This is a genomic window from Psychrobacter sp. Marseille-P5312 (assembly GCF_900291405.1).
GTDB classification, from domain to species: domain Bacteria; phylum Pseudomonadota; class Gammaproteobacteria; order Pseudomonadales; family Moraxellaceae; genus Psychrobacter; species Psychrobacter celer.
The window spans coordinates 2,513,520-2,529,335 of record NZ_OLML01000001.1 but is presented as its reverse complement, the minus strand read 5'-3'; the positions used below and the strand labels follow the sequence as shown (position 1 = coordinate 2,529,335).

Sequence of the window (15,816 nt, the reverse complement as noted above, 5' to 3'; positions counted from 1 at the left end):
ATAATTTGATTATTTTAAATGGTTTGGTATGTAATCCGTTTTCGCTATCGACAAATCCCAGCGTGGCGGATTATTTTGGTCTAGTTTAGCATAATTACAAGTGCGCTCTGCTCTACCATGTCGGACAATCGATAAATGCTTTGGGTATGAGGATTCAGGCGTGATGCCAAGTAAGTTTGGCTTAAGGTTTGGACACAAAAGTCCGACCTTATATCTTTCAGACTTCGCCTACTCTACAGAGTCTTATTTAAAGACTGCCTTATCCAAACACAGTCATCTTTCATCATTATTTTTGGAAACAATTATGTCACTACTTTCTTATCATAAACGCCTGAGCAAAAAAATCACCAGCATCGGTTCGGCATTATTATTGACGAGCATCGCCTTCTCGATGACTGGGTGTAGCACGACTCAAGAAATCAAGCCGACTGCCAGCGTCATGGTTGGGGCGCACAAGTCTATCTAACTGGGTGCTTTTTCGCCATGAATCACACGTCTGATTGATTGTTTTTTGCCTGTTTATTCGCTGCCATTTTATATAAGTAGAAGCTACCATGTCACTGCCCTTTTTGTCGTCTGTACCCTCTGCGCCATTATCTGCTCTATCATTACGCATCGCGTGTGCGCTGGCGTTGGCAACAACCCTAAGTGCTTGCCAAACCAGTGCTATCAGCCCACCTTCATCAGCGGCGACACCGCTTAGCGAAGCGCAAAGCCAAGCAGGCCAAAATACCGATAATGGCGCCCAATACGCTAATCGTTCTCAGAGTGCATCGGCCTTGAGTATGGACATGTCCGGCCGCCATGAGTACCAGTTAAAAAACGGTTTAAAAGTGGTGATTAGAGAAGATCACCGCGCTCCTGTCGTGATGACACAGGTTTGGTATCGCGTTGGCTCGGCAGACGAGCCGGTCGATAAAGGGGGCATCTCGCACCTGCTTGAGCATATGATGTTTAAAGGCACAAGCAATGTATCAAGCGATGACTTTGAGCGCTTGATTGCCAAGTTTGGCGGGATCAATAATGCCTTTACCAGCTACGACTACACCGGTTATTACGAGCTGTTCCCAGCCAACCGTTTTCCGCTAGCGCTTGAGCTAGAAGCTGACCGTATGAAAAACCTTATATTCAATGCAGATGAGTTTGCCAAAGAACATCAGGTAGTGATGGAGGAGCGCCGTCAGCGTACTGATGACAATCCGCTTGCCAAAGCTTACGAATCATTTCGTTTGCTTGCGCTGCCTGATAGTCCAAAGGGCGAGTCGGTCATCGGCCCCATGGATGAGCTGGCGTCTATCACGCTGCCTGATTTAAAAGACTGGTACAAAACATGGTATGCACCAAACAACGCCACGTTAGTCATCGTCGGCGATGTACAGCCAAAAGATGTATTGACGCAGGTGCAGCGCTACTTTGGGCAGCTAACGCCAAGTCATCTACCCACACGCCCAGCCGTTAGACAACCAGGCTTTCGCGGCTACCAAAAAGTCGACTCTGAGCAAGCCGTACAAGTACCCGTTTTGCTGATGGGTTATAACGTCCCAAGCCTTGTGACTGTAGATAAAAACGATGAAAAACAAGCCTATGCGCTCTCGCTCGCTCAGGACGTCCTAGATGGTGGCCTCTCTGCCCGTCTAGAGAGCCGCTTGATACGTGAGCAGGGTCTACTGACCACAGTCGGCACGTCCTATGATCTGTTAGATCGCGGTGACGGGTTGTTTTTGATTCAAGCAACACCGCGCGAAGGCGTCAGCTTAGCACAAGCTCAGCAAGCCATTATCGATGAGATAGAAAAACTAAAAACCGACCCCATCGCCACCGATGAAATCAGTCGCGCTAAGACCAACACCGTCACAGGCCTTATCTACGCACAAGATAGTATGGAGGGTCAAGCACGTATGATTGGCTCACTACAATCTATCGGGCTCGACGATCGGCTGCTGGCCGAGCTACCAAGCAAGCTTGATAACATTACAGTACAAGACATTCAGGCGGCGAGCAAAAAGTATCTGGTAAAAAACAACTTGACTGCGATGCATATCATACCGCCCAAAGAGACTGAGCGAAAAGAGTCCGTGCAAGAAAAGCTTGGACAACAAGACGCTACAGATAAATAAGCCTCAATCAGTCGCCTGCCAAATACATAATGAATAAGAAGAAAACCATGAGCCATACTAGTGATTTATTGCAAGTAATCAAAAGACCCTTCAGCTATAAACTGTCACCGCTTAGCATCGGGGTATTATTGAGCCTGACCACACTGGTCATGCCAGCGCAAGCAGACTCTACAGCCACAGAAGAAAATCGCAGTACTGCAATCGTCGATACCAGCGCGCCCATTGCCGCCTTATCTAAGCTCAGCAGTTTGGATAATGCTACGCCTTTGACCGTCACTGTCCCAGCGATTGAGCAATTTACGACCAGCGCCGGTGTGCCCGTGCGCTTTGTCCAAACAACCGCGCTGCCCATCGTCGATATCGATCTACGCTTTAACGCCGGTAGCGCCCGCGATAGTAGCATACGCAAAAAAGGTTTTGGCATTGCCAATATGACCGCCACCATGCTGACACAAGGTGCCAAGCGCTTGGATGAAACAGCGTTTACACGAGCCGTTGAAACCTTAGGCATCAATCTGAGTAGCCGCGCCTACAAAGATATGTTTATTGTCTCGCTACGCAGCTTGTCAGATGATGCGCACTTATTGCCAGCTGCCGACTTGATGACACAGATGCTCACCGAGCCTGCCTTTAATGATGAAGTATTGGCACGAAACAAAGCACGCTTGCTGGTCGGCTTACAGCAGCAAAAACAAGACCCAAGCAGTCTGGCGAGCATTGCGTTTAGTCAAGCACTATACGGCGATCATCCTTATGCGCACCCTTCAGTTGGTACCCTTGAGACCGTACCAAACATAGACAAACAGCAGCTTATCGATTTTAAAAACCGCTATCTGGTCGCGGCCAATGCCTCTCTTGCTATCACGGGCAACCTCACCTTGGCGCAAGCAAAAAAACTGGCCGAGGACATTACCACCACGCTGCCCTCCGGTCAACCTGCGCCTGAGCTTGCCGAACCCAAGCCCCTCACCCAAGCTAAGCATGTTCATATACCCTTTCCCAGCACACAAACCACGGTGCTAATGGGGCAACTGGGTAGCAAACGCGCGACCAATCCAAAAGAGCAGCAGCGGCAAACCAACTTTGCCATCGGTAATGACGTATTGGCAGGGGGTGATTTTAACGCTCGCCTGATGACTGAAATCAGACAAAACCTTGGCTACACCTATGGTATCTCAGGTGCTATGAACCCGATGCTAACACGCGGCCCGTATCAAATTGGGTTTTCGACCCGCAATGACAAAGCGCGCGCAGCCATTGATGCAAGCTTAGCAGTTATTCAAGAGACTTTGGATAATGGTCTTACCAGTGACGAGATACGTCTGACCAAAGACAACTTAAAAAACAGCTTTCCGATGGGCTTTGCCAGCAATGCAGGCATCAATGGTTTGCTGGGAATGATGAACTTTTATCAACTACCAAACAGCTACCTAGACGATTATGTCAATCGTATCGATCAAGTACAGCTCGCTGACGTCAATCAAACCCTACGCGATACGTTGCAGCCTGATGATTTTTTGATTGTCACTGTCGGGCAGGTAGATCCTTGGAAAGACAAGCAGGCTAAAAAATAGCGCCAAATACTTCTCGGTGATAAAACAAACCGCCGTAAAAAATGGACGATGCCACGTGGTATCGTGCATTTTATGTTTCATGCTTTATGACTTAGATTCTATGATTGAGCGCTATTAATGTACATCAGAGACAGTAACGGCAACATCATAAACCAGATTTTCAGGCTTATACGTCGCGCCATTATAGCTTAAGCGAATCACATGCTTATCATAAGAGCCGACCTGATAATCACCGTTGGCAAAATTATGCAGCGTTGGGACGATAAGCAAAGCTTCTAGCTGACGATTGTCTGTCTGCACAGCAATCACTTGTCCTTCTCTTGCATACAAAAAATAATCGCAGTAATCACCGACCATGACTTCAGCGGTACGCTCGACTACCGGAATGCCTACCTTTTCTTGGATAAGCTTTGGACAGACATCAGAGCGACCAGAGGCCAATCTGGCATAAGAGTTTCTGATATTGTCTTTAATCTCTTGGGCATTTTGCTCAGCTTTGGCTTTATTGTCATTCATAACTGCTTTGTCTGCCCCTGCCGAGCCGTTTTTAGAGAAGCTCTCTGAGCTACAAGCACTGACGGCCAAAAGCAATAAAAAACTGACACCAAAAAACGTCAAATATATATTACTTGACTGCCAAAACCCTGTCTTCGATTTATCAATCATGGCAGTTGCCACTGTGGTTATATACCGCTTTTTCATAAATCCCACTTGTCATAAACGCCTGTTGTTACCTTATTTATCCAATAATATTTACCCAGAAATCTGGCATGATCAATCAATAAAGCATGCGCCACTTATCGCTATTGTATCAGCACTATTATAACGGCTTTGACCGAAATTTATTAGGCTCTGTGCCCCCTTAGGCAAAACGGTCGTTTTTCTTGAGCTAATAGCGACATGATGAGCTACTGCTGGCATGATTAAAGCCCCATTTTCGGTAGCCGTCGGTATCTAGGTGAATCGCCCCTGTGGCATATAGCCCCAACCCAAAGTTGTGCGCTTCTCCTTGATAGTGCCAAAACTGACACAAGCCATCTTGCATGGTGCTCAGTCGCCACAGATCGTCTTGGTATTCTGGCACCCAAATATCTATGGCACTTGCATTCATGTGTTTACTACGCGCAGCACCGCCGGCACAATCATTGAGCCCAGGGCTGCGATATACCGACCGTATTTCACTGGTGGCAGGCAGTACACCTTGATGCTTGAGCTCACTATATAATCGCAACGTCGGTACGATGTTTGCCCACAGCTCTTGCGGTGGCAACTGGTAGGGCTCATAGCCACACTTGCTCCAGCTGCGTGCTGTGGTGAGTAGCTGCGACAAAGGCGGTACGTTTTGAGCGCCAACGCGAGCGCTAAGATAACGCTGATAATCAGCCACTTGACGGGCGCGGTAGCTGTTGCTATTGAGCCATGCATGAAAATCCATACTAGAAAAATCACGATAGGTATTATCATAAGTATTGCGCGCGGTGCTATAGCGATTGTTGGGGGACGTATAGCTAGGTGGACGCTGCTTGATATTGACACGCTTGTTTTCTTGTATGGACAAGCTCGACTCAAAATCACGCTGTTTTTGGGCAATCAAGCTTTGCATACTGTCGCCCGATACGGCATTCGCGCCGCTGAGCATGGTCACGCCCGGACTATGATTAGAGTCACTGTTATTAACATAAGCATTTGCCGTACTGTTGCCGTGTCTGACTTGAATACGGCGCTCACTATCGTCACTTATAATAACGGCGTGGGTGGTGATACTGCTGGCACCTAGCATGAGCGCCAGCATAGGCTGATAAATTTGCCTATAGAGAGGTTTTTTTGTATGAGTCATCGCAAGAAACTGCCGCTAAAAACGTTTTATCGATACTATCAAATTTTCAGCAAGCAGGCTAAACTATCGCTTCTAAATAGAGGTCAAAAATTTACAAATAACACTTATGCTTAATAGTTTTATAATTACGTGACTTTATTGCTTATGTGTTACCTTATATACGGTAGGCTATCGATACTAAGACAACATCGTTAGGTTTGATGTCTTATTTTTGGCTCTCCCATTTTTTATACCAATTGTCAGCCCCACTTGCCTATGTCTTCTAACCCGCAATACCGTTTTTCACGTCAGAGCCATCATTTAGGCCAAGGTCATGCACCGACGCTGTGGCAACGTATTCATATCGACCCCTGGCTGACCCTCTTGTTATTGACGGTCTGCTGTATTGGCTTGACGATTTTGTACAGCGCCGCCGGTCAAGACGTGGACATGGTCATCCGTCAAGTGGTCAGTTATGGTGTAGCGTTTGCTGTGATGTTTACCATGGCGCAGATCCCTCCTAGCGTTTATCGAACCTTTACGCCCATCTTTTATGTCTTAGGACTTATCTTATTGGTGTTGGTTGATATCATTGGTGAAGTTCGGATGGGTGCTCAGCGCTGGATTAATTTACCAGGGTTCGGTAGCGTGCAGCCCTCAGAGTTTATGAAGCTTGGGATGCCGATGATGTGTGCTTGGTTTTTGTCCAAGCGTGACCTGCCGCCCTCTTTTGCAAGCATTATCGTTACCTTAGCCTTGATTATGGTTCCGGTGTTGTTGATCGCCAAAGAGCCAGACCTAGGCACATCATTGTTGGTCGCGGCCAGTGGGATTTTTGTGTTGTTTTTAGCTGGTCTATCTTGGCGGCTGATTTCCGCGGCTGCCATTCTTGCCGTACCTTTTGTGGCCATTGCATGGAATTTTTTGTTGCACGATTATCAGCGGACGCGTGTCATGACGCTGCTCAACCCAGAGGCAGATGTCCAAGGCGCTGGTTGGAACATCATACAGTCCAAAACCGCTATCGGTTCAGGCGGACTCACTGGTAAAGGCTACCTTGAAGGCACGCAGTCACATCTGCATTTTTTGCCAGAAGGTCATACCGACTTTATCATTGCTGCATTCTCAGAAGAGTTTGGCTTGCTTGGTGTGTTGCTGCTGATGTTCATTTACTGCTGCCTGCTGGCACGGGCGTTATATATCGCTTTTACGCATCCTGATGTCTATAGCCGGCTGCTGGCTGGTGCCATCGCCATGTCGTTTTTTGTGTATATATTCGTCAACGTTGGCATGGTTGGCGGCATATTACCCGTGGTTGGAGTGCCGTTGCCATTCATTAGTTATGGCGGTACAGCTATTGTCACCTTGATGGCAGGCTTTGGCCTACTGATGTCTATTCATACGCACAGACCAAGCTAAGGCTACGTTTACCTATCACATAATCCAACATTCCCCCTCAAGTATCCTCTAGCACCAACCCATGACTGGTTGGTGCGGATAGATATTAATCCTTGTTTTTTACAAATAATTGCGTTACCCTCTTTTTATTGCGCTATGATACATAACCCGTACATAGGTGCTAAAAAACTTTGCATTCAATTATATTTTGGTTGTAGCTCAGCCGTATAGTTAGCGACTTGTAGATTGCAGGCTTGCAAAGACACTACTTAAGTAACGGTTTGATAACAAAGTTACACTGAACGCTTCTCAAACCCTTGATTAAGTTAGCAATGTGCCTTATATATTTGGCATCGTCTTTTCTCCTAAGATCATTATCGTTTAAATCAAGTATGTATCGTTAACCATCCTTTGAGCGTTTCATAAGTAGCTAGGTGTGAAAACCACTTATGATAATGACATAAAATTAACATATATTAATACCTATAAAGCCTTTGGTCGTCATCAATATATATCGTGATGAGAAGGCTTTGGAGTGTGTGATACCGCTGGACTACTCCGGCGCTGCGGCTCTCCATCCAAACCTCAGAAGAATAGAGTTAGGTTTTGATATATAAGTTATCGAGGTATCTATGAATAAGCGTTTATCTGGTTTACTGACTGTGTCAGCTGTGTTGTTCGCTGGCTCTGCAGCGGCGACTCATGCAAATGCCGCTGAAGCAAAAACCAATCTTGCTATGATTTCGCAAGACAACGCCGCCCATATCGATCGCGTTTTAAGTGAGCTTAGCCGTCAGCATGACGGCGCATCAAGCTTGGTCAAGTCAGCACGCAAGCCAACATCGTTGGCACTGAGCAGCTCACTACTGGCCAGTGATACCACAGAAGTCAGCAACGACGAAGATGTATTAGAGCGTCTCACTGCCGTGGCTTCTAACTCTGTGAGCAAATTTAAACAAACAGGGCTTGCCTCCTGGTATGGTCGTAAGTTTCATGGGCGCAAAACAGCCAGCGGCGAAACTTTTGACATGAATGGTTTGACAGCTGCTCACCGTTCTCTACCTTTGAACTGCTATGTCAAAGTAACCAATAAAACCAATGGCAAAAGTGTCGTGGTTAAGGTGAACGACCGTGGCCCATTCCATGGCAACCGAGTATTAGACTTATCTTATGGCGCTGCTAAGCGTTTAGGTATCACCAATAAAGGTGTCGGTAACGTATCAATCGAGCGCGTTGCAGGACCCTAATACTGGTTTGATATTTAAAGCATAGCGCTAAAAAAGCACCCAACTTGAATAAGTTAGGTGCTTTTTTTATCTTAAAGGTCACTCATAGTGTCTGCTTGAGCAAGACTCCCCTCATAACTCAAAAGCGCTTTCGATGGCATCATCTAGACGCTCCACCGCGATGACGTTAATTCCTTTAAACTGCGCCGCGCCTTTTGCAGGCGCATTGGCCTTAGGAATAATGGCATGCTTAAAGCCATGCTTCATGGCTTCTTTGAGCCGTTCTTGTCCATTGGGTACGGGACGGATTTCACCTGAAAGCCCTACCTCACCAAACACCGCTAGCGAAGATGGCAAAGCGCGCTCCTTGATACTTGACGCGCACGCAAGTAATACCGCCAGATCAGAGCCTGTCTCTATCACTTTGACCCCGCCGACGACGTTGACATAAACGTCTTGACCGCTGGTATGGATGCCACCATGACGATGCATCACTGCCAGCAGCATCGATAAACGCTGAAAATCTAACCCCAATGCCATGCGCCTAGGCGATCCTTGTGAATCGTCCACCAATGCCTGCACCTCGACCAATAGCGGTCTTGTGCCTTCGCGGCTGACCATCACCACTGAGCCTGCGACAGGTTTGTCGTAACGGCTCAAAAAAATCGCTGAAGGATTCGCCACTTCTTTGAGGCCTAAATCTGTCATACCAAAGATACCCAGCTCATTGACTGCGCCAAAACGGTTTTTGACTGCGCGAATCATCCGAAAACGAGAGTCTGACTGCCCCTCAAAGTACAGTACCGTATCGACCATGTGCTCAAGTACGCGCGGGCCTGCAAGGGTGCCCTCTTTGGTCACATGACCGACCAAAAATAACGCGGTACCTGTCTGTTTGGCATAACGGGTCAACATCGCAGCTGACTCTCGAATCTGACTGACACCGCCCGGTGCCGAGCTAATGGCATCGGTATAGATGGTCTGAATAGAGTCAATAATAGCAATCGCCGGTTGCTCTTGGGTCAATGCGGCACAGATGGTCTCTACATTGGTCTCCGCCAATACTCGCAATCTATCGGCTGGCAACTCTAAGCGTTTAGCACGCATAGCGACCTGAGCCAATGATTCTTCGCCCGTCACGTACAGTGCACTACCTGCCAACGAGTCGGCGCGCGCCATATTGGTCGCTGTCTGCAGAAGAATGGTTGACTTGCCGATACCCGGATCACCACCGATCAGCACCACTGAGCCTGCGACCAAGCCGCCACCTAGCACGCGATCGAACTCGCTGATACCTGTCGGCAAGCGTGTATCCAATGTGACGCTCACCGCATTGAGTGGCATCACCGCACTATGTGTCCCTGAGTAATTGCCGGTCGCAGCAGTACTTGCCGTACGAGGAGTGCCACGGCTGGCCGTAGATTTTGCCGCGCTTTTGTTATGATGCGGCATGCTGACATTTGGGGCTTCGACCAAACTATTCCATTCACTACAATCGCTACACTGCCCTGCCCATTTACCAAAATGCGCACCACAGCTTTGACAAACATAACTGCTCTTATTTTTTGCCATAATTTATGAGCCTATTTTAGGTGTTTGATTGATAATCCCAATAAACTGAGTACCTAGCCCCTACCATGGTAAAAAGTATGAAAGATGGTTGGTTTATACTTGAAAGTCTTTACCCAAGTACACTGACTTCACCAACTCATTTTCTAGCACTTCACAAGATGTACCTTCAGCGATAATGGCACCTTCTGAGACGATATAGGCTTTTTCGCAGATGGCCAGTGTGTCTCGCACATTATGGTCAGTAATCAGGACGCCGATACCGCGATTTTTTAGGGTCAAAATCACGTCTTTGATATCGCCGACAGAGATAGGATCTACCCCAGCAAACGGCTCATCTAACAAAATAAACTTCGGGTCAGCCGCTAGAGCACGGGCAATCTCACAGCGGCGGCGCTCACCACCAGAGACGCTCATGCCCAAAGATTTGCGCACATGCTCTAAATGGAACTCTCCGATGAGTTTTTCAAGCTCTTGGCGCTGTTGAGCGGCACTTAGTTCTGTCCGCGTCTGTAAGATCGCCAAAATATTGTCTTCGATAGAGAGTTTGCGAAATATTGAAGCCTCTTGCGGCAGATACCCAATACCTGCCCGCGCACGCTCATGCATGGCGTATTTGGACAGATCCATCTTACCGAGTGTCACGCGGCCTTTGTCCATATTGACCAGCCCGACCACCATATAAAAACTGGTGGTTTTACCAGCACCGTTTGGGCCTAGCAGTCCCACCACTTGTCCTTGTTCGACAGAAAACGAGACGTCCTTGACTACCCAGCGCTTTCCGTAGCGCTTACCCAAGTTTTGCATAGACAGTCGGGTGCTTGAGACCGAGGCTTGCGGGGCGACTACAGGGTCAATACTTTGATTATCACTCATAACTTACTCATGTTTTGCAAAATTCAGGCACGATGACAAAAGCTGCTTTGCCGTCTAACGTATACCACTTTGGCTGCTATTGGCATTGGGCGGAAATACCAGCTCTACGCGCTGATTACCACCGGCAGTGGCCTCAACATCGCCGGCTTTTAGACTATAACGAATGACATTACCTGCAAAACTTGCGCCGTTTTGCACCAGTCTGGCATTACCAGTCAGCGTGATGATGCCAGTGACGGCATTATAATCAATCTTATTGGCTTGACCTTTTGCTAGGCCTTTTTCTCGTGTCACGATTTGCTGCATCGTCGCTGGTCGGCCGGTCGCCACCGCTGAGTTGATACTGCGCTGCTGAGATAGGTTGACCGTGATATTATCTGCGGTCATCTTAAAAGTCCCTTGAGTAATAATCACGTTGCCTGCATAGCTGGTGACCCCTGTACGCTCGCTATACGTGGCCTTGTCTGCCAATAGTTTGATCGGCTGGTTGGCATCTGATGGCAGAGCGTGGCTATAAAGCGGCAGCGCAACCAGCATGAGCATCGGTAGCGCGCGCAGCGTAGACAAAAATTTAGGTTTCATAAACATCACTCGTCTTATAATAGGTAGGAGGACTTGCAGCTAACTGGGTACTGTAAACAGCCACTTTAAATGGACTCTTTAAAACAGTGCCTTGTCCTGACGCTGAGCTGGCGTAAAGGCAACCGCTACTTGCCCAAATTCATAATCACCAGTCTCGAGATTGGCTGTCATAGTGGCCGCTTCAAAACGGTTTGCCCCTTGCTCGATTTTCACAGGTGCTTCGCTATACACTTGTCCTGATTTGGTATTGCCCTTTAGCGTACTGCCCGTCACCTTGATAGGCTCGACCTCTTTATCCGGATTGCCTTCACTGATGAGGGTAAAACCGCCAGACAAGCTAAGCTCCCCTGTCTGCTGGCTGATAGCGGCACTCCCAGCCTCAATACGATAGCGCTGCTCAGCAGATGGTTCCCAGTTCATGGTAATACCGGACATCTCATCGAGATTGGTCACAGGGTTGTGGGTCAATGATTCGGCGGTCAGCTCGTATTCTGTCTCGCCTTGCTCGTTGGTCTGCACAGCCTTGATGTCCGTTGCTTCATAGTCGACATCGGTCGCTTCCATACTGACCGGCGGGGTTATCTCGCCTTGTTGCTGAAAAAACCAACCAGCGATACCAGCGATAATCAACGCCAGAACGATTAATACACGTGTATTCACAGTCCCTCATCCCCAGTTTGCGTTTGCTCAAGTGTATAGTGCGCTATAAAATCCTGATAGTGCCCATGGCCCTTTAAAATCAAATCGCATATCTCGCGTACCGCACCTGTACCACCCGCTCGCGTCGTCACCATGTCGCTGCGTTTGATAACCTCGGCATGAGCATTAGGGACAGTGGCGGCAAACCCTACGGTCTGCATCGCTTTGATGTCCGGTAAATCATCGCCCATATAGGCACAGTCTGCTGCTGTGATGTTGAGCGCAGGATCCAGCATCGCTAATAACTCAGTCAATGCAATCAGTTTATCATCACGACCTTGTACGACATAATCTACACCCATCTCACGGGCGCGCTTGTCGACCATAGGACTACTGCGCCCTGTGATAATGGCGGTCAAAATACCATAGCGCGCCAACGACTTGACGCCGACGCCATCTTGTACAGAAAAAGCCTTGGTCTCGGTGCCATTGGCATCATAAATGATTTGACCGTTTGATAAGATACCATCGACATCCATCACCAAAAGTTTGACTCTTCCTGCTTTTTTGATTAAGTCTTGCATGATATCTCTCTTTTATTATGTTATAGATAGTGATTAAACTGCATGCCCTTTAGCGGCTAATGAGCTTGGTTCTTGTTTAGTGGTGCTTTGTCTTACCCACTGTACTTTTCGCAATAAAAGTTATTTTACACCAGCCTTTAGTAGGTCATGCAAGGTAATGATAGCCTCTAAACGGTCTTGCTCATCGATGATGAGTAGCTGACTGATGCCGTTTTCGTTCATCACGCTTAGCGCATCTGATGCTCGCATGGTTTTACTGACGCGGCGAGGATTACTGACCATCACCTCATGCATCGGTGTTTGTAAATCGATGCCTTTTTCTAAGCCGCGGCGCAAGTCCCCGTCAGTGAAGACGCCAACTACCCTGTCGCTATCATCAATCACCACCGTCATACCCAAACGCCCAGCTGACATCGTAAAGAGGGCATCTTGTAAAGGCGATTGCTGATGAATAAGCGGCAAGTCTTCAGACTTGGTATGCATCAAGTCTTCCACGCGCGTCAGTAGCTGACGACCAAGCGCGCCTGCTGGATGCGACAACGCAAAATCTTCTGAGGTAAAATTACGCGCATGTACCAACGCCACTGCCAACGCATCACCTAATGCCAACGTCGCTGTGGTACTAGAAGTCGGCGCTAAATTCAGCGGGCAAGCTTCTTGCGACTTGCCGAGTGTCAATACGATGTCCGCTGAACGGGGCAACATGCCACGCTTATCACGGCTGATACTGATCAGCGGAATCTCTAGACGCTTGACCACGGGAAGTAGCATCTTGATCTCATCTGACTCGCCAGAGTTGGAGATGGCAAGCAGCACATCACCTTTGACCAGCATCCCTAAGTCGCCATGCCCTGCCTCGCCTGGGTGCATAAAAAACGCAGGCGTACCAGTCGAGGCAAAGGTCGCCGCTATCTTGCGCCCGATCAGTCCCGACTTACCCATCCCCGTCACCACCACACGACCCTGACAGGCCAAAATAATATCGCAGGCTTGGGCAAATCGATCATCTATCTGCTCTGTCAACAATGCCAGCGCAGAAATTTCCGTATTGATGGCTTCAATAGCAGTGCTGATAAATTGCTCGTGGGTGAGATTGCTTTGGGTATTACTCATGGATCCGCTCTATTGTTATCATGAATCAATTCACTATTTTACTATACTATCGTCAATATTAATAATATCTTCAAACGTACTGAGAGGCGCGGGTATTAGAGTATCAACGCCCCATTCCATTGCTTGTAAAACCATAAAAAATCATATAAAAAAAACCCACTATAAAGCAGGTTTTAATTCAATCAGTCGTATCGCATCACGGCGTTTATCCTGTACTAAGCCGCCTAGCCGTTATCGTCGTGAGACCCTTCGTCTGCGGGCGATTCAAAGCCGCGGTCTTGACCAAATCCACCGCGCTCAAACCCACGATCTTGACCAAAGCTACCACGCTCAAACCCGCGATCTTGGCCTTGACCAAAGCCGCTACGGTTAAAACCGCTACGACTCGAAGCAAACCCACGCTCTTCAAAACCGCCGACACCCGCAGGGTTTCCGCCTCGTTCAAACCCGCCGCCTTGATAACCAGTTGGACTAACGCCTTGTGTTTGACTACCCGTGCCAGTAGTACCGCTACGTGGGTTGCGCGCTGGCACTACTGTCGAGATGGCATGCTTGTAAACCATCTGGCTGACCGTGTTTTTGAGCAGTACCACGTATTGATCAAACGATTCGATTTGACCTTGCAGCTTGATACCATTAACCAAAAAGATAGAGACAGGAATGCGATCTTTGCGCAGCGAATTCAAGAACGGATCTTGTAAAGTTTGTCCTTTTGACATGAAGTCTCTCCTAAATATTATATAATTATGTTTTGAGTGCCAATTATTTTAAGTGTGGCTTTCATTATAATGGCTGAAGATAGATACAATGATACGCTTTTATCAAACGCATCCAAATAAACACGCATGCTATGTGAGTCATTCTACTTTATCGCGAATACGCTTTTCTTGTGAATACGCTTTTATTGTGAATAATTAAGTAACCACTTGTTTCACAAAGACTTTCTATAAACAAAGGTCAGTCAATACCCATAAAAACCGCAATAACTAGCCAATTCCCACTAGTTTACTAGGTTTAAATTATACCAGTTATCTACATTATATTTTGAAACTAATTGTCATTATTTTTTACATATTGATAAAACATGCGTTAATACAAGTAATCTCTGACGTGGGCCATGGTATCAAATGTCTGTAGCGTGATTGGATGAACGGCTTGTCGATCGTTAGGATGGGCAAGCGAGTGTGTGCTATCGACCCACGTATCAGACAGGGTGGGCAGCTGCGTGAGCTTGCGTAGCCATGTGTATTGACGCTTTGCCAGCTGCCGAGTGGCATATAATGCCTTATTTTGCATTTGCTGACAAGCAAGCCGCTGCCGCTCACTGGTAGAGACAGCCACTTGATCTTGTGGTGACGGGGTTAAAAAAGCATCATAAAACAGCGCTTTGTCTAAGTGGCTGTACTCAAAGACTGGGTGCTCAATCTGGACGAGATACTCTAACACTTGCCGATAGCCAACGCAGCGCATCGAGGGCATGTTAGGCGTTAACGAATGACGCTCAAGCAGGCTTAGGACTTCAGCAACCAGCCCTTCTTGCCACATGATATCCAAGCGCTGCTCGATGCGCTGATGTAACCAAGAGCGCTCTGGCATGACGGCCAGCGCATGCCATTGTTGGTCTGTATTGTGCGCCAGGGCTTGTTTGGGGTGCTGCTGCCAGTCACTGATCGCTGTATCCGTTTGCAGATACACCTCGACCGCGCGAGTGATACGCTGCGTGTCAGTGGCATTGAGACGCCGATGACTGATCGGATCCACCTTTTCCAAATAGCCATACAGCGCGTCGATACCGTCCTCTTGCCGCCACTGCTCTACGCGCAGGCGTACTGCCTCATCACTATCTGGCACAGGTGAGAGTCCATCTAGCAGCGCCATGTAATACATCATGGTACCGCCGACTAGTAGTGGTATTTTGCCGTTTTGATGACAGGCTTCAATCAGCCGCGCCACATCACTGACAAACTCCGCGACGCTATAGCTTTGCACAGGATCGATAATATCGACCAAATGATGCGGATAACGCGCCAGCTCCTTTGTTGTGGGCTTGGCGGTTCCGATATTCATCTCACGATATATCAGTGCTGAGTCCACTGAAATTAGCTCATAGCGTCCTGTATCGTATAGCTCATACGCTAGCGCGGTCTTGCCACTGGCGGTAGGCGCCATCAAACACACCACGCTGTTGTCCGCCAAATTGGGATTTAAGCGATAAGACGAGCTATCAGAGGAGAGTTGCATAAAACGACCTTTATAAATGATTTTTATATAAATTGCGAGCCAACGCCGTACTAACTGCCTTACACATGCTAAAGCACAATG

General features: G+C 47.8%; 15 protein-coding genes. 5 read left to right on the top strand and 10 right to left on the bottom strand.

The features are described from left to right. The first annotated feature begins 304 nt into the window (after positions 1–304). The 3 genes from C6W44_RS13425 (at position 305) to C6W44_RS10935 (ending at position 3,691) form a co-directional block, all read left to right on the top strand. Complete coding sequence (locus C6W44_RS13425) at positions 305–466, top strand: hypothetical protein (protein ID WP_158676722.1); 162 nt, start codon at positions 305–307, stop codon at positions 464–466. Positions 467–554: 88 nt separating this feature from the next. Next, complete coding sequence (locus C6W44_RS10940) at positions 555–2,117, top strand: M16 family metallopeptidase (RefSeq protein ID WP_105245589.1); 1,563 nt, start codon at positions 555–557, stop codon at positions 2,115–2,117. A gap of 47 nt (positions 2,118–2,164) precedes the next feature. Then, positions 2,165–3,691, top strand: coding sequence for a M16 family metallopeptidase (locus tag C6W44_RS10935; protein ID WP_227526424.1), 1,527 nt, complete (start codon positions 2,165–2,167; stop codon positions 3,689–3,691). A gap of 114 nt (positions 3,692–3,805) precedes the next feature. Here C6W44_RS10935 and C6W44_RS10930 read toward each other — a convergent pair whose 3' ends face one another. Both C6W44_RS10930 and C6W44_RS10925 read right to left on the bottom strand, forming a co-directional pair. Next, positions 3,806–4,393, bottom strand: a complete 588-nt coding sequence (locus tag C6W44_RS10930; RefSeq protein ID WP_105245584.1) for a hypothetical protein — start codon at positions 4,391–4,393, stop codon at positions 3,806–3,808. A gap of 187 nt (positions 4,394–4,580) precedes the next feature. Beyond that, positions 4,581–5,528: a D-Ala-D-Ala carboxypeptidase family metallohydrolase gene (locus C6W44_RS10925; protein WP_105245582.1), complete on the bottom strand. Its 948-nt coding sequence runs from the start codon at positions 5,526–5,528 to the stop codon at positions 4,581–4,583. 255 nt (positions 5,529–5,783) lie between these two features. Here C6W44_RS10925 and rodA point away from each other — a divergent pair, with 255 nt between their 5' ends. Together rodA and C6W44_RS10915 are read left to right on the top strand one after the other, a co-directional pair. Then, on the top strand, positions 5,784–6,926 hold the full coding sequence (gene rodA / locus C6W44_RS10920; protein WP_105245580.1) for a rod shape-determining protein RodA: 1,143 nt from the start codon (positions 5,784–5,786) through the stop codon (positions 6,924–6,926). Between the two features lie 611 nt (positions 6,927–7,537). Next, positions 7,538–8,152, top strand: coding sequence for a septal ring lytic transglycosylase RlpA family protein (locus C6W44_RS10915; RefSeq protein WP_075100948.1), 615 nt, complete (start codon positions 7,538–7,540; stop codon positions 8,150–8,152). 111 nt (positions 8,153–8,263) lie between these two features. On the opposite strand, the gene radA is transcribed toward C6W44_RS10915, so the two are convergent. The 8 genes from radA to miaA all read right to left on the bottom strand — a co-directional run bounded on the left by radA (position 8,264) and on the right by miaA (position 15,735). Further along, the gene (gene radA / locus C6W44_RS10910) at positions 8,264–9,703 is read right to left on the bottom strand and encodes a DNA repair protein RadA (protein WP_105245578.1); all 1,440 of its coding nucleotides are present in this window, start codon (positions 9,701–9,703) and stop codon (positions 8,264–8,266) included. Between the two features lie 93 nt (positions 9,704–9,796). Beyond that, positions 9,797–10,576, bottom strand: a complete 780-nt coding sequence (gene lptB / locus C6W44_RS10905; protein ID WP_100749706.1) for an LPS export ABC transporter ATP-binding protein — start codon at positions 10,574–10,576, stop codon at positions 9,797–9,799. 54 nt (positions 10,577–10,630) lie between these two features. Continuing rightward, entirely contained in the window at positions 10,631–11,158 is a 528-nt protein-coding gene (lptA, locus tag C6W44_RS10900) for a lipopolysaccharide transport periplasmic protein LptA (protein ID WP_100749759.1), read from the bottom strand. Between the two features lie 78 nt (positions 11,159–11,236). Then, entirely contained in the window at positions 11,237–11,818 is a 582-nt protein-coding gene (gene lptC, locus C6W44_RS10895) for an LPS export ABC transporter periplasmic protein LptC (RefSeq protein ID WP_075100951.1), read from the bottom strand. After that, the gene (locus C6W44_RS10890) at positions 11,815–12,381 is read right to left on the bottom strand and encodes a KdsC family phosphatase (RefSeq protein WP_100749707.1); all 567 of its coding nucleotides are present in this window, start codon (positions 12,379–12,381) and stop codon (positions 11,815–11,817) included. Before C6W44_RS10890 ends, lptC begins: the two co-directional genes overlap by 4 nt. A gap of 120 nt (positions 12,382–12,501) precedes the next feature. Beyond that, a complete protein-coding gene (locus tag C6W44_RS10885) occupies positions 12,502–13,494 on the bottom strand; it encodes a KpsF/GutQ family sugar-phosphate isomerase (RefSeq protein ID WP_100749708.1) in 993 nt (330 codons plus the stop codon). A 224-nt stretch (positions 13,495–13,718) separates the two neighbouring features. After that, positions 13,719–14,213, bottom strand: coding sequence for an RNA chaperone Hfq (hfq, locus tag C6W44_RS10880; RefSeq protein ID WP_105245576.1), 495 nt, complete (start codon positions 14,211–14,213; stop codon positions 13,719–13,721). A 370-nt stretch (positions 14,214–14,583) separates the two neighbouring features. Beyond that, entirely contained in the window at positions 14,584–15,735 is a 1,152-nt protein-coding gene (miaA, locus tag C6W44_RS10875; RefSeq protein ID WP_105245574.1) for a tRNA (adenosine(37)-N6)-dimethylallyltransferase MiaA, read from the bottom strand. Positions 15,736–15,816: the final 81 nt, after the last annotated feature.